The sequence below is a fragment of the Streptomyces sp. BR1 genome, from assembly GCF_052373795.1.
Lineage (GTDB): Bacteria > Actinomycetota > Actinomycetes > Streptomycetales > Streptomycetaceae > Streptomyces.
Genome location: NZ_CM126252.1, coordinates 6,402,922 through 6,416,015, shown reverse-complemented (window position 1 = coordinate 6,416,015; position 13,094 = coordinate 6,402,922). Strand labels below are relative to the sequence as shown.

The following is a 13,094-nucleotide window of genomic DNA, read 5'->3' as shown; positions in this document are numbered from 1 at the left end:
AGCTCTATGACAGTTCGTCAGCGTTGACGTGGCAGCGCCGGAGCCAGTTCGTCCAGCAGTGCCGTGCGTTCCTCGGCGAAGGCCGGGTCGGCCTGGTAGTCGGAGTGCGCCAGGATCGGCGCGGGCAGTGGCTGGCCCTGCGTGCGGCCGAAGGCGACCGGGTCGAGCAGCGGGCCCCGGTCCACGTCCGTGCCGGGCAGCACCGGGCCGCCGATCGGGTCGGTGGCCCGCCACAGATTGCGCCAGCAGTGCAGTTCACGGTGGAGGGCGGTCAGCTCCGAGGGTCCGAAGTACGCCGGGAACCAGCGCCCGTACAGCCGCTCAAGAGGTGAGCCGTAGGTGAGCAGCGCGACCCGCTGCCGGGTGTGGGCGGGCAACTGCCACACGGCGGCCGCCGACAGGACGCTGCCCTGGGAGTGCCCGGAGATGACCAGGCGCCCGCCGGTCCGCTCGGTCCAGGTGTTCATCCGCCACGCGAGGTCCGGCACGGCCCGCTCGGCGTAGCAGGGCGGGGCGAACGGGTGGGCCGCGCGCGGCCAGAACGTACCGACGTCCCAGAGGATGCCGATGGTGCGCCGGGCCGAGGCGTCCTTGTAGGCGCGGCGCCCCCAGGTGACGAAGAGCAGGAACCCGAGGCCGGTGAACCAGGAGCCGAGCGCCTGGACCGCGTCGGCGGCCGAGGCGATCACCGCGGGCAAACCCGACGCGGCCCGGCCGGGGACCTCGCCGGTGGTCCAGGAGCCGGTCAGCGCGCCCGCGCCGAGCAGCAGGGTGGCGGTGGCCACAATGCCGAGGAAGGCGGGTGCGCGGTCGGTGAGCCGGGCCATCGCGCGGGCGGTGGCGATCTGCCGGGAGCGGGCGGTGTCGGGGGGTTCGCCCGGGTAGTCGCCACCCGGCAGGGTTCGTTCCTCGGCGCGCGCGGTGCACCACGTGCGAACGGCGAAGTACGCCACGGCGGGCAGCAGGAGGGCGAGCAGGGCGGGGATCGCCGAGGCCTGCCAGGTGAGCAGGGGTGGTGGGCCCGCGAAGACGTCCCGGGCGGCGCCGGGGGTGCCGGAGCGGTCAAGCCAGTCGGCGACGCGCTGGGCGACACCGCCGGTCATCACCCCGCCGAGCGCGCACGCGAGGAGGGCGACAGCGGGCCCGCCGAGTCCGAGGAGGGCGGTACGGGCGTCGTGCGTGCGGCGCCGCAGGACGAGCGCGGCCGCCACCAGGGCGAGGACGAGCACGCCCTGGGCGAGGGCGATGATGCCGAAGATGCGGTCGCCGGGCAGCGTGGAGTGCGAGACCCAGCCGGGCCGGCTCCAGGACGCGTATCCCAGGGACAGGGCGAGCAGTGCGAGGGCGGCGGCGGGCAGGCCGGTGATGACGGCACGGTCCAGTTTCTCGTCGAGCACGGACTCGCTGCGGCCCCGGCCACACACGACCCAGAGCACAACTACCCCCGCTGCAACGACAGTTGCGGCGAGAAACCAGCCGACGGCCGCGAGCGGGGCGCTGCCGCCCGCGCGGTCATGGCGAACAGCGGCGCCGGTGACAGCGGCGGCGACCGTGAGGAACCCGGCGGCGGTGTGCGCGGCGCGCAGGCGGGCCACAAGACGCCGCCCGTACCAGAAGCCGGGGCGGCTCAGGGCGGGCCGGAGCCGAGGTTCGCCCCTGTCCCCGGCGGCCGTGAGCGGCTGCTGTGACTCGTACGCGCTCCAGGTGCGGTTGGACAGATACCAGAGCAGACCGGTGAGCGCGGCGGGCACCAGTGAGGCGAGCGCCAGGCGGCGGCCGGGCTGGCTCCACCAGCCGTGCCGCGCGGCGGAGAGGAAGCCGAGCCAGGACTTCCCGTCGGCGCAGCGCGCCACGCCCGCGCACTGCCAGGCCGCCAGATCCAGCGCGACTTCGCAGGCGGCCGCGGTGAGCAGCACGGTCAGGCTGAGCGCGACGAGCCGCGCGAGCACCCCGTACAGCCGGACCGTGCGCTCGTCGCCCCGGGCCGGTGGGCGCATCCAGTGGGCGAGGTTGACCACCATGAACGGCAGGAGCAGCAGCCACAGCGCGCGGGCGCCGTTGCCGGAGGTCAGATTGGACCAGCAGTACGCCTCGCGGACGGGCCGGCCGACAGGGTGCTCGTCGGCGTCGACGTCCTCGGCGCGGCGGTATATGGCGGCGGTCTCGTCACCGGTGACCCGGACCGTACGCGGGTCGTCGAGCATGGACTGCGGGGTGGCGCCGCCGACGCCGTGCACCAGCAGTTCGAGCGCGGGTCCGCCGTCGCCGGCGGCCGGTGTGGCACGGGACACTTCTGTGACTCGCTCTCATGATGGGAGGATCTGCGGCGGGACACGGCGTCGGCGGTGCGCGGATCACGGATCATGCGGGTCGTGCGGTCGTGCGGGCTTCAGGATCTCGGATCCGGGGCGGGAGTGCGGTGTCCTCACGGAATCTCCCCGTGACAGGATTCGGGTGCTGTACGACGACAGGTACAGCGGATGCGCACCGGCAGACGTGTGCACGGCGGATGTGTACGGCGACGTGGAAGGACCGACCCGGCAGTGAGCGACAATCAGAATCTGCTCGCGGAGCAGCGTCGCGCCCTGATCCTCGACGAGGTCAGACGGCGTGGCGGTGTCCGGGTCAACGAACTCACCCGGAAGCTCAACGTCTCCGACATGACGGTGCGCCGCGACCTCGACGCGCTGGCCCGCCAGGGCGTCATCGAGAAGGTGCACGGCGGCGCCGTGCCGGTGGTGGAGGCCTCCACGCACGAGCCCGGGTTCGAAGCCAAGTCGGGCCTTGAGCTCAACGCCAAGGAGGACATCGCGCGCGCGGCGGCGGCGATGGCCGTGCCGGGCAGCGCCATCGCGCTCTCCGGCGGTACGACGACGTACGCGCTGGCCCACCGGCTGCTCGACGTTCCGGATCTGACGGTGGTGACCAACTCGGTACGGGTCGCCGACGTCTTCCACTCGGCGCAGCGCGCGGCGGGTGGCGTCGGGGTCCGGCCGGGGGCGGCGACCGTGGTGCTGACCGGCGGCGTACGCACCCCGTCCGACTCGCTGGTGGGACCGGTCGCCGACCAGGCGATCCGCTCGCTCCACTTCGACGTGCTCTTCCTCGGGGTGCACGGCATCTCGGTGGAGGCCGGGCTCTCCACGCCCAACCTCGCGGAGGCGGAAACCAACCGCCGGTTCGTACGGTCCGCGCGGCGGGTCGTGGTGGTGGCGGACCACACCAAGTGGGGGACGGTGGGGCTGAGTTCGTTCGCCTCGCTCGACGAGGTGCACACGCTCGTCACGGACGCGGGCCTCTCGGACGCCGCGCGCGAGGAGATGGCCGAGCATCTGCCGGGCCTGGTGGTGGCGGGCGAGAACGACGCGGACGCGGAGATCGAGGAGCAGCGCCCCGCCGAAGACATGTGACGGGCCGTCGGCGGAGTCCGGCGAAAGGCGTCTGGCAGACCGCTCCGGACCCCCGCCGACGGCATCTGACGGACCGCCAGCTATGGTGTGAGCGCTCGTTGTTGCTCGCTCGTGCCTGTCGACACCGACCCGCTGGAGGTGCGGCCCAATGGCTCGCCGACTCCGCCCCGTGGAGCTCGACTTCGTCGAGTCCGCCCCGTTGCGCCTGGTCTTCGCCGCCGAAGTGTCCGCCCCGGCGGACGCCGTCTACCGGGCCCTTGCCGTCGAGACCGAGACCTGGCCCGAGTGGTTCGCGGCCGTCACGCACTCCCGGCCCACCGACGGCGGCCGCCAGATCCGGCTGCGCGGCGGCACCCGGTTCGAGGAGACGGTGATGGCCGCCGAGCCCGCCACGCGCTACGCCTACCGGGTCGACGTCACCAACGCCCCCGGCCCGCATGCCCTGTTGGAGGAGTGGCGGCTCACCCCGACCGCCGCCGGCACCCGGGTGCAGTGGACGTTCGCGGCGGCCGGGGGCGCGCCGTTCCGGTTCGTCCTGCGCATCGGAAGGGCGGGCCTGGGCCGCGCGTTCCGCGACGCGGTGACCACCCTCGACCGACGGCTGGCCGCATCCAACCCCAGGCCCGGCGCCGAACCGTCCTAGTCCGGCCACACTCCATTGGCCAGGAACGCCTCGATCGTGGCGGTGTACGGCGCGATGTCCAGGCCCTGTTCGGCCAGCCAGGCGTCCGAGTAGTACTTGTCGAGATAGCGGTCGCCCGGGTCGCAGAGCAGGGTGACGACGCTGCCGGTGCGCCCGGCGGCCACCATCTCGGAGACGATCTTCAGCGCGGACCACAGGCCGGTACCGGTGGAGCCGCCCGCCTTGCGGCCGATCGCCAGCTCAAGGGCGCGCACGGCCGCGACGCTCGCCGCGTCCGGGACCTTCATCATCCGGTCGATGGCGCCGGGCAGGAAGCTCGGCTCCATCCGGGGCCGGCCGATGCCCTCGATGCGCGAGCCGCAGTCGCTGGAGGCGAGCGCGTCGCCGCGCGTCCAGCCGTCGAAGAAACAGGAGTTCTCCGGGTCCGGCACGCAGATGCGCGTGTCGTACTGCATGTAGTGCACATAGCGGGCGATGGTCGCCGAGGTGCCGCCGGTGCCCGCGGTGGCGACGATCCAGGCGGGCTCGGGGTAGCGCTCCAGCTTGAGCTGCTGGTAGATCGATTCTGCGATGTTGTTGTTGCCGCGCCAGTCGGTGGCACGCTCGGCGTACGTGAACTGGTCCATGTAGTGGCCGCCGGTCTCCAGGGCGAGGGCCGCGGCCTCCTCGTACATCTTGCGCGAGTCGTCCACGAAGTGGCACTGGCCGCCGTGGAATTCGATCAGGCGGCACTTCTCGGCGCTGGTGGTGCGCGGCATGACGGCGATGAACGGCACACCGATGAGCCCCGCGAAGTACGCCTCGGACACGGCGGTCGAGCCGCTGGACGCCTCGATGACCGGCTTGCCGGGGCGGATCCAGCCGTTGCACAGCCCGTACAGGAAGAGCGAGCGGGCCAGGCGGTGCTTGAGGCTGCCGGTGGGGTGGGTGGACTCGTCCTTGAGGTACAGGTCGATCCCCCACCGCTCGGGCAGCGGGAAGCGGAGCAGATGCGTGTCGGCGGAGCGGTTGGCGTCGGCCTGCACCTTGCGCACGGCCTCCTTGAGCCACGCCCGATAGGCCGCGTCGCTGCGGTCCACGTCGATGGTCTCCATGCCGTTCCTCCATGTCTCGCGGGCCCCGGGAACGGGAATGACCCGAGGGGAAATACCGTGAGCGAGCCCGGTGGGCGGCTCACCGAAGTCGGCTGGAAATGCACGGCTCCGTCACTTGACAATACCGCCCCCACCTGCACAAACATTCCCTTTGAGGATCCATAGGGGTGGCTTGTGGGACGCCGGTGAAGCGGCGCACGGCGGCGGGTGACGGCCGATCCTCCGCGCGCCCTGGTGCGTACGGCCGACGTTGTGCAGACTGCCCAGCAGGATCAGGTACGAAGGGGGCACAGCGGCCATGACCGAGCCGGAGTTCAGCGCCAGGGGTGTGCGGATCGAGCGGTGGACGCGTTCGCTGACGCGAGCGGGCCAGGTCCTGATCAAGGACGGCCGACTCGCGCTGCTCACCAGCAACGGCCGGGAGATCGACAGCGCGCCGCTGCGCGCGGTGACCGCGGGCAAGCCCCGGCTGCCGTGGGGCGCCAAGGCTGACCGGACGGTGGCGAAGCTCAACGGCCACCGCTACCGGCTGACCATGGGGCAGCAGAGCGGCAGGCCGCGCGGTGCGGAACTCGCCCAGCGGTTCCTCCAGGCGGTGCGCCCGGCGGGCGGGCCGCGCGGCTGAAGGGACTGCCGGGACGCGAGGTGCGTCGCGACTGAACAGAACCACTGGGACGCGAGTTGCGGAGTGCCACCCCCTGCGCCACCCTGGTCTCACATCACTCAGGGTTCACCGGCGGTCACGCTGCGATCCAGCCCGCCGGACCAGACAGGCTTCTTCCGGACCTCAATCGGGGAGTCGCAGCCGTGATCAGCCAGCCAAGCAGGCATTGCACGGTGGAGCTCCAAGCCCTGCCGTCGCGGATCGGGCAAGTTCGCAGAATCGTTTCTGCGCAGTTGCGTTACTGGCATCTCGATCCATTGATAGACCAGGCGGCGCTCGGTGTCACCGAGCTGCTGACCAATGTCCACCGGCACGCCCAGCCGGACAAGATCTGCACCGTCGAGATCGAGCTGCTGCTCGACCGGCTCACGGTGTCGGTCCACGACCACGACCCGCGGCTGCCCGCCGTACGGGACGCCGACCCCCTCGCCACCAACGGCCGCGGCCTTGCTCTGATCGCGGCGGTCAGCGAGAGCTGGGGGGTGCGCCCGCACGGCGATTCGGGCAAGACCGTGTGGTTCACGCTCCCCGCGTCGCCCACGGTGGCGGCGCTGCCTCCCCTGCCGGCGTACAAGGCGAAGACCGCCGCCGCCAAGGCGGGCGGGCCCTGTCTGCACAAACGGCCCGCCGCCGCGCGCGCCGACGGCCGATCCGGCCATCCACGCACCCCCGCCCGGTCGCCCGTGGCGGGCTGACCGGGCGGGGACACCTCCCTCGACCTGGGGCGGCGGTCACTCCGCCCCGCTCTTGTCCCGACTGCCGAACTCCGCGTCCAGGACGGAGAGCCGGCGCCAGTACTCGTCCTCGTCGATCTCACCGGCGGCGAACCGCCGGCCGAGCACGGCGAGCGGCGAGTGCTCGTCGACGCGCGGGCGGTCGCCGTAGGGCCGACGGTCCTCGAAGGGCGGCCGCCACGGGCCGCGCCGCCCGCGCCACGCCGTGCGGCGCAGCACCGTCACGACCGTGAAGATCACGGCCGCCCACACGAGCGGGAAGAACAGGATCCAGGGTCCGGGCCCGTCGTATGCCAGCGTGTTCATCGCCGTTCAACTCCTCGGTAGCGACTGGTCTCGCACGCTCTCGTTCTCGTGCTGCTTCGAGAGTCCCGCCGAGGGGTGGTCCGGGTCGTCGTACAGCCAGCGGCTCTTGACGTACCTCCCCGGGAGTAGACCGGCACATAAGAACTGCTCTGGATTCTGTACCTACTAGTATGTACAGTACGGGCATGAGCACACCCGAGCGTCTGATCGAGGCCACCCGGGAGCTGCTGTGGGAGCGGGGCTACGTCGGCACCAGCCCCAAGGCCATCCAGCAGCAGGCGGGCGCGGGCCAGGGCAGCATGTACCACCACTTCACGGGCAAGCCCGATCTGGCGCTCGCCGCGATCCGGCGCACCGCCGAGGAGCTGCGGGCCGCCGCCGAGGCCCAGTTGGGGGCCGAGGGCACGGCGTACGAGCGCATCCGCGGCTATCTGCTGCGCGAGCGCGACGTCCTGCGCGGCTGCCCGGTGGGCCGCCTCACGATGGACCCGGACATCATCGCCAGCGACGAACTGCGCGCGCCCGTAACGGAGACGATCGACTGGCTGCGCGGGCGGCTCGCGCAGATCGTCCAAGAGGGCGTGGACGCGGGTGAGTTCAGGAATTCACTCGTCCCGGACGAGATCGCGGCGACCGTGGTGGCGACGCTCCAGGGCGGCTATGTCCTGGCCCGCGCGTCCGGCTCGCCCGCCGCGTTCGACGCGGGCGTCCGGGGCCTGCTCGCCCTGCTCGCGCCCCACACCGCCTGACCGTTTCGTACGACTCCAGGAGTACGTCATGCACGCCATGCAGTACGAGATCGTCCTGCCCGCCGACTACGACATGGACACCATCCGCACCCGGGTCGCCGCCCGGGGCCATCTGCTCGACGACTTCCCCGGGCTCGGCCTCAAGGCGTATCTGATGCGCGAACGCGGCGCGGACTCCCCCGTGAACTCGTACGCGCCCTTCTACCTCTGGAACACCCCCGAGGGCATGAACTCCTTCCTCTGGAGCCCGCCCTTCCAGGGTGTCGTGGACAGCTTCGGACGGCCCGAGGTCCGGCACTGGACGGTCCTGTCGTACGAGGAGAACGCGCCCGGCACGCTCCCGGCGTCCGCGACACGCCTGCGCGTTCCGGTGCCGGACGGCATACCTCCGGCGGACTTCGTGGCCGAATCGCTGGACCGGACGCCCGCCCCGGGCGCGGTGGCGAGCGCCGTCGTGATCGACCCCAGCCGCTGGGAGCTGGTGCACCTCACGCTCTGGGAGGGGGAGGCGCCGCGAGGTCCGGGCGACCGGTTCGAGGTGCTGCACCTGTCGGCACCGGAGCGCGCCAAGATGGCGGCGGGGAGGCAGTGGTGAGCGAGGCGATGATCCGTACGGTGCGGGGCGATGTGCCCGCGACGGACCTCGGTGTCGTGGACTCCCACGACCATCTCTTCATCCGCAGCCCGCTGTTGCCGGGCAAGGAGCTGGACGACGTCCGGGACGCGGGCACGAGGCTGGCCGCGTTCCGTGATCTCGGCGGCGGCACGGTGATCCAATGGACGCCGCACGGAATGGGCCGCAAGGCGGACCAACTCCCGGCGCTGTCATCCCGGTTGGGCGTCCATATCGTCGCCGCCACGGGCCTGCACCAGGCGGCCCACTACTCCCCCGAGTCACTCGCGGCGCTGCGCGGCTCGCTGGCCGGACTGTTCGTACGGGAGATCACCGAGGGCATCCACGGTACGGGCGTCCGGGCGGGCCTGATCAAGGTCGCGGGTGGGTTCCACGGTCTGGACGAGCACGCCCGGCTCACGATGCGCGCGGCCGCCAAGGCCCATCGGCGCACGGGCGCGGCCATCGCCGTACACCTGGAGCTCGGGACCGGCGCACTCGATGTACTCGACCTGCTCTGCGGCGAGTTGGAGGTCGCCCCCGACCGGGTGATCCTCGGCCACCTCAACCGCTCCCCCGACTTCACGGCCCACCGCCAGGCCGCCGAAGCAGGCGCGTACCTCGCCCTCGACGGCCCCTCCCGCACCAACCACGCCACGGACTGGCGCATGCCGGACGCACTCAAGGCCTTGGCGGACGCGGGCTACGCGGACCGCCTGCTACTGGGCGGCGACACGGTCACTCCCGACACCCCGGGCATGCCGCACCTGCTGCGCAGGGTCCGCCCGAGACTCGAACTCACCCTGGGCAAGGAGCTGGTGGACCAGATCCTGATCGGGAACCCACCGGGGGCGTTCAGGTTGCGGCGGTAGGGGGGGCGGGCGCCCTCAGCCCAACGCCGCCAGCGGGTCGTCAAGGACCGGCTGCCAGGCCAGCTCCGCCGCGCCGACCAGGCTGTTGTGGTCGAGGGAGCAGGCCAGGATCGGGACGCCGCCGCTGCGGCCCCAGAGGCTGCGGTCGGCCACTACCGCGCGGAGGCGGTCCGGGTCGGCTTCCAGGAGGGCCTTGTGGAGGCCGCCGAGGATGATGCGGTCGGGGTTGAGGATGTTGACGAGGCCCGCGAGGCCGAGGCCCAGGCGGTCGATCAACTCCTCGGCGGCGCGGCGGACGGACACGTCGTCGTACTCCGTGCGCAGGAGTTCACGGGACTGTTCGAGGAGGGAGACCTCGGGGCCGGGGTCGCGGCCCGCCGTCGAGAGGAAGGCGAGCGGGTCGGTCTCGACGTCCAGGCAGCCTCGGCCGCCGCAGTAGCAGGGGCGGCCCTCGGGGTTGACCGTGAGGTGGCCGACCTCCAGGGCGAGGCCCGAACTCCCGGTGTGCAGACGGCCGTCGAGGACGAGCGCGCCGCCGACGCCCCGGTGTCCGGTGGCGACGCAGAGCAGATGCGCGGCGCCCCGCCCGGCGCCGTGGCGGTGTTCGGCGAGGGCCGCGAGGTTGACGTCGTTGCCGGTGAAGGCGGGGCCCTCGATGCCCGCCGCCCGTACCTGCTCGGCGAAGATCTCGCGGACCGGGGCCCCGGCCGGCCAGGCCAGGTGCAGCGGGTTGAGCGCGGTGCCGTCGGGCTCGGCGACCGCCGACGGCACCGCGAGTCCGGCGCCGACACAGCGCAGCCCGCTGCCGCGCAGCAGTTCGGCGCCCGCCGCCACGACTTCGCCGAGCACCTGGGCCGGGTCGGCGGAGACGGTGACGCAGCCGGGCGCGGTGGCGACCGTACGGCCGCCCAGGCCCACGAGCGCGGCGCGGAATCCGTCGGCGTGCACCTGTGCGGCGAGGGCGACGGGGCCGGAGTCGTTGACCGCGAGGCGGTGCGAGGGGCGGCCCTGGGATCCGGCGGCCGCGGCGGGACGTGAGTCGACCTGGATGAGTCCGAGCGCTTCGAGTTCGGCGGCGACCGCTCCGGCCGTGGCGCGGGTGACACCCAACTCGGCGGTGAGGACGGCGCGGGTGGGCGCGCGGCCGGTGTGGACCAGTTCGAGCGCGGGGCCGAGTGCCCCACGGCCCCTGTCCAGCCTCGTCTTGGTGTGCGTCGCCTTGCCGTTCATGGGGGCGAGTCTCCCATGATCCAGGACGGAGGCCGCCCTTCCGGCCGTTGCCCCGGTCACACATCGGCCGACACGCAAAGCCGAGCATGCGGCCCGGTGGCCGGATCCCGGCGCGCGTCATCCGGGTTGTCCCCGGACCCCGCCGCCCCCTATCCTGAGTTTGTGCCGCTACTAAACAAAGTCCGGACGGCCGCCTCGGGGGGACCTGGCGCGGAGACCGCCACACCCTCCCTGACCCGCCTCCGCACCGCCGTGACCGTGTTCTTCGCCCTCGACGGATTCCTCTTCGCCGGCTGGGTGGTCCGGATTCCGGCCATCAAGCAGCAGACCGGCGCCTCGACCGGTGACCTCGGCCTCGCCCTGCTCGGCGTCTCGGCGGGAGCCGTGGTGACGATGGTTCTCACCGGACGGCTCTGCCGCCGCTTCGGCAGCCACCCGGTCACCGTCGCGTGCGCCGCGCTGATGGCGCTGGCCATCGCGCTGCCGGCGCAGACCCACTCCGCGCTCGCGCTCGGCTCGGTGCTGCTGCTCTTCGGCGCCGCGTACGGCGGTATCAACGTGGCCATGAACAGCGCGGCCGTCGACCTGGTCGCCGCGCTGCGGCGCCCGGTGATGCCGGGCTTCCACGCCGCGTACAGCCTCGGCGGCATGTTCGGCGCGGGCGTCGGCGCGCTGGTCGCGGGCAGCCTCTCCCCCGCCGCGCACCTGTTCGCGCTCACCGGGTTCGGCCTGCTGGTGACCGCCGTCGCGGGGCCGGTACTGCTGCGCCACCCGGCACCGGCGCACGCCGCCACCCCGCACGCCCAGGGGCGCCGCCCGGACGGCCGCGCCCGGCGCCTGGTGCTGCTGTTCGGCGTGATCGCGCTGTGCACGGCGTACGGGGAAGGGGCCATGGCCGACTGGGGCGCGCTCCATCTGGAGCAGGACCTCGACGCCGCACCCGGGATCGCCGCCATCGGCTACTCCCTCTTCGCCCTGGCCATGACGGCGGGCCGGCTCAGCGGCACCACCCTGCTCGAACGGCTCGGCCAGACCCGCACCTTGGTCGCGGGCGGCACGACGGCCGCGGCCGGAATGCTGCTCGGCGCCCTCGCCCCGACCCTCTGGCTCGCGCTCGCCGGTTTCGCGGTGATGGGCCTCGGCCTCGCCAACATCTTCCCGGTCGCGGTGGCCCGCGCGGGCGCGCTGGCCGGACCCGGCGGGGTCGCCGCCGCGTCGACACTCGGCTACGGCGGCATGCTCATCGGCCCGCCCGCCATCGGCTTCCTGACCCAGTGGTCGTCGCTGCCGATCGCGCTGACGACGGTCGCCATGCTGTCGGCGACGGCCGCGCTCATCGGATACGGCTCGCGGCACGCGACGGCCGGGGTGTGACGAGCAAGCCGTACTCAGGGGCTACTTGACGGAGCATCACACTATGTACGCCACGTGACGGGGAGCACTCCGCCAAGCAGGCCGCCGCACCCGCCCCGCTGGCAGAATTCCGACATGAACACCGCAGAACTCATCGACATCCTCGGCCGCGAGGGCCGGTTGCTGGCCGATGCCGCCGCCTCGGCCGGCCCGGACGCCGCCGTCCCCACCTGCCCCGACTGGCAGGTACGGGACCTGGTGCGGCACACGGGAACAGTGCATCGCTGGGCCACGACCTTCGTCGCCGAGGGCCGTACCGAGTTCCACCCCGCCCCCGAGGAGCCGGACCTCGACGGCGCCGAACTCTTCGACTGGTTCCGCGAGGGCCACGGCGCACTCGTCGACGCGCTTGCCAAGGCTCCCGAGGATCTTGAGTGCTGGCACTTCATGCCCGCGCCGTCGCCGCTGGCGTTCTGGGCCCGTCGCCAGGCGCACGAGACGACGATCCACCGGGTGGACGCCGAGTCCGCGCGGGGCGGTGAACTCACCCTTCCGACCCCGGAGTTCGCCGCCGACGGCATCGATGAGCTGCTGTGCCAGTTCCATGCCAGGGAGAAGAGCCAGGTGCGCACGCGCACCCCGCAGGTGCTGCGCGTACAGCCGACGGACACGGACGCGGTGTGGACCGTGCATCTGTCGGACGGGGTGCCGCGCACCGTCCGGGACGACGACGGCGCCGCCGACTGCGAGCTGAGCGGCACGGCGTACGAGCTGTATCTGACCCTGTGGAACCGTAGGCCGCTCTCATCCGTTGCCCTTGCGGGCGACGCGTCGCTCGCCGAACTGTGGCGCGACAGCTCGGCCATCGTCATGCGGTAGCAGCCGCGAGTGGTCGTACGACCACCAAAAGGGCCGGTCCACCAGCAGCTGTCAGGAGGGCCGGTCCATCGGCACCCAGCGCATGGACCGGTCCACGAACGACTTACGCGGCCCGCTCCGCCAACATCCGGGCCAGTACCGCCCGCTGCAACGGCCGCACCTCGGCATGCCGCGCCCGGCCCGCGTCCGTGATCGCGACCCGGACGCCCCGCCGGTCCTCGCTGCACATCCCGCGCGTCACCAGGCCCACCTTCTCCAGCCTGCCGATCAGGCGGGAGAGCGCGCTCTGGCTGAGATGGACGCGCGCGGAGAGCTCCTGCACGCGGTAGGCCTCGCAGCCGTCCTCCGCGCACCCTTCCACGAGGACGTCGAGCACCTCGAAGTCGCTCGCGCCGATCCCGTACTGATGCAGCTCGCGATCGAGCTCGCACGTCGTGCGCGCGTGCACCGCGAGGATGCCGCGCCACTCGTCCACGAGCATGCGCTCGGACTTCTTGGCCGCCATGTCCGCACGTTAGCAGAGAAGACGGCCTTTGTTGCATCGGAA

Annotated in this window: 14 protein-coding genes; 9 read left to right on the top strand and 5 right to left on the bottom strand. The window is 72.6% G+C overall.

All coding sequences use genetic code 11. The features are described from left to right. Window positions 1-17 precede the first annotated feature (17 nt). Entirely contained in the window at window positions 18-2,291 is a 2,274-nt protein-coding gene (locus ACT1U9_RS28230) for a hypothetical protein (protein ID WP_444535432.1), read from the bottom strand. A gap of 252 nt (window positions 2,292-2,543) precedes the next feature. Here ACT1U9_RS28230 and ACT1U9_RS28225 point away from each other — a divergent pair, with 252 nt between their 5' ends. Next, window positions 2,544-3,410, top strand: coding sequence for a DeoR/GlpR family DNA-binding transcription regulator (locus tag ACT1U9_RS28225; RefSeq protein ID WP_444535431.1), 867 nt, complete (start codon window positions 2,544-2,546; stop codon window positions 3,408-3,410). 148 nt (window positions 3,411-3,558) lie between these two features. Beyond that, on the top strand, window positions 3,559-4,053 hold the full coding sequence (locus ACT1U9_RS28220) for an SRPBCC family protein (protein ID WP_444535430.1): 495 nt from the start codon (window positions 3,559-3,561) through the stop codon (window positions 4,051-4,053). On the opposite strand, the gene ACT1U9_RS28215 is transcribed toward ACT1U9_RS28220, so the two are convergent. Further along, entirely contained in the window at window positions 4,050-5,147 is a 1,098-nt protein-coding gene (locus tag ACT1U9_RS28215; protein ID WP_444535429.1) for a PLP-dependent cysteine synthase family protein, read from the bottom strand. The genes ACT1U9_RS28220 and ACT1U9_RS28215 overlap by 4 nt on opposite strands. Before the next feature lie 298 nt (window positions 5,148-5,445). Between ACT1U9_RS28215 and ACT1U9_RS28210 the strand changes: the two genes are divergently transcribed. Next, window positions 5,446-5,772 (top strand): hypothetical protein, encoded by a 327-nt coding sequence (locus ACT1U9_RS28210; protein WP_444535428.1) that lies wholly within the window; start codon window positions 5,446-5,448, stop codon window positions 5,770-5,772. Between the two features lie 182 nt (window positions 5,773-5,954). Then, window positions 5,955-6,506, top strand: a complete 552-nt coding sequence (locus ACT1U9_RS28205) for an ATP-binding protein (protein ID WP_444535427.1) — start codon at window positions 5,955-5,957, stop codon at window positions 6,504-6,506. Window positions 6,507-6,542: 36 nt separating this feature from the next. On the opposite strand, the gene ACT1U9_RS28200 is transcribed toward ACT1U9_RS28205, so the two are convergent. Then, on the bottom strand, window positions 6,543-6,851 hold the full coding sequence (locus ACT1U9_RS28200) for an SHOCT domain-containing protein (protein ID WP_444535426.1): 309 nt from the start codon (window positions 6,849-6,851) through the stop codon (window positions 6,543-6,545). 170 nt (window positions 6,852-7,021) lie between these two features. Between ACT1U9_RS28200 and ACT1U9_RS28195 the strand changes: the two genes are divergently transcribed. The 3 genes from ACT1U9_RS28195 to ACT1U9_RS28185 are packed head-to-tail and all read left to right on the top strand — an operon-like array spanning window position 7,022 to window position 9,085. Next, entirely contained in the window at window positions 7,022-7,600 is a 579-nt protein-coding gene (locus ACT1U9_RS28195; RefSeq protein WP_444535425.1) for a TetR/AcrR family transcriptional regulator, read from the top strand. Between the two features lie 28 nt (window positions 7,601-7,628). After that, entirely contained in the window at window positions 7,629-8,195 is a 567-nt protein-coding gene (locus ACT1U9_RS28190; RefSeq protein ID WP_444535424.1) for a DUF4865 family protein, read from the top strand. An 8-nt stretch (window positions 8,196-8,203) separates the two neighbouring features. Next, window positions 8,204-9,085 (top strand): phosphotriesterase family protein, encoded by an 882-nt coding sequence (locus ACT1U9_RS28185; protein WP_444539269.1) that lies wholly within the window; start codon window positions 8,204-8,206, stop codon window positions 9,083-9,085. Window positions 9,086-9,100: 15 nt separating this feature from the next. On the opposite strand, the gene ACT1U9_RS28180 is transcribed toward ACT1U9_RS28185, so the two are convergent. Then, a complete protein-coding gene (locus ACT1U9_RS28180; protein WP_444535423.1) occupies window positions 9,101-10,315 on the bottom strand; it encodes an ROK family protein in 1,215 nt (404 codons plus the stop codon). Between the two features lie 162 nt (window positions 10,316-10,477). Here ACT1U9_RS28180 and ACT1U9_RS28175 point away from each other — a divergent pair, with 162 nt between their 5' ends. Both ACT1U9_RS28175 and ACT1U9_RS28170 read left to right on the top strand, forming a co-directional pair. Next, complete coding sequence (locus tag ACT1U9_RS28175) at window positions 10,478-11,689, top strand: MFS transporter (protein ID WP_444535422.1); 1,212 nt, start codon at window positions 10,478-10,480, stop codon at window positions 11,687-11,689. A 114-nt stretch (window positions 11,690-11,803) separates the two neighbouring features. Continuing rightward, the gene (locus ACT1U9_RS28170; RefSeq protein ID WP_444535421.1) at window positions 11,804-12,547 is read left to right on the top strand and encodes a maleylpyruvate isomerase family mycothiol-dependent enzyme; all 744 of its coding nucleotides are present in this window, start codon (window positions 11,804-11,806) and stop codon (window positions 12,545-12,547) included. 103 nt (window positions 12,548-12,650) lie between these two features. On the opposite strand, the gene ACT1U9_RS28165 is transcribed toward ACT1U9_RS28170, so the two are convergent. Further along, window positions 12,651-13,052, bottom strand: coding sequence for a MarR family winged helix-turn-helix transcriptional regulator (locus ACT1U9_RS28165; protein WP_444535420.1), 402 nt, complete (start codon window positions 13,050-13,052; stop codon window positions 12,651-12,653). Window positions 13,053-13,094 lie beyond the last annotated feature (42 nt).

Excerpts from the sequence above, each read along its gene's own strand:
- ACT1U9_RS28165 (WP_444535420.1), bottom strand. The coding sequence starts at position 13,052 with ATGGCGGCCAAGAAGTCCGAGCGCATGCTCGTGGACGAGTGGCGCGGC.
- ACT1U9_RS28200 (WP_444535426.1), bottom strand. The coding sequence starts at position 6,851 with ATGAACACGCTGGCATACGACGGGCCCGGACCCTGGATCCTGTTCTTC.
- ACT1U9_RS28185 (WP_444539269.1), top strand. The coding sequence starts at position 8,204 with ATGATCCGTACGGTGCGGGGCGATGTGCCCGCGACGGACCTCGGTGTC.
- ACT1U9_RS28180 (WP_444535423.1), bottom strand. The coding sequence starts at position 10,315 with ATGAACGGCAAGGCGACGCACACCAAGACGAGGCTGGACAGGGGCCGT.
- ACT1U9_RS28215 (WP_444535429.1), bottom strand. The coding sequence starts at position 5,147 with ATGGAGACCATCGACGTGGACCGCAGCGACGCGGCCTATCGGGCGTGG.
- ACT1U9_RS28195 (WP_444535425.1), top strand. The coding sequence starts at position 7,022 with ATGTACAGTACGGGCATGAGCACACCCGAGCGTCTGATCGAGGCCACC.
- ACT1U9_RS28210 (WP_444535428.1), top strand. The coding sequence starts at position 5,446 with ATGACCGAGCCGGAGTTCAGCGCCAGGGGTGTGCGGATCGAGCGGTGG.
- ACT1U9_RS28170 (WP_444535421.1), top strand. The coding sequence starts at position 11,804 with ATGAACACCGCAGAACTCATCGACATCCTCGGCCGCGAGGGCCGGTTG.
- ACT1U9_RS28190 (WP_444535424.1), top strand. The coding sequence starts at position 7,629 with ATGCACGCCATGCAGTACGAGATCGTCCTGCCCGCCGACTACGACATG.
- ACT1U9_RS28220 (WP_444535430.1), top strand. The coding sequence starts at position 3,559 with ATGGCTCGCCGACTCCGCCCCGTGGAGCTCGACTTCGTCGAGTCCGCC.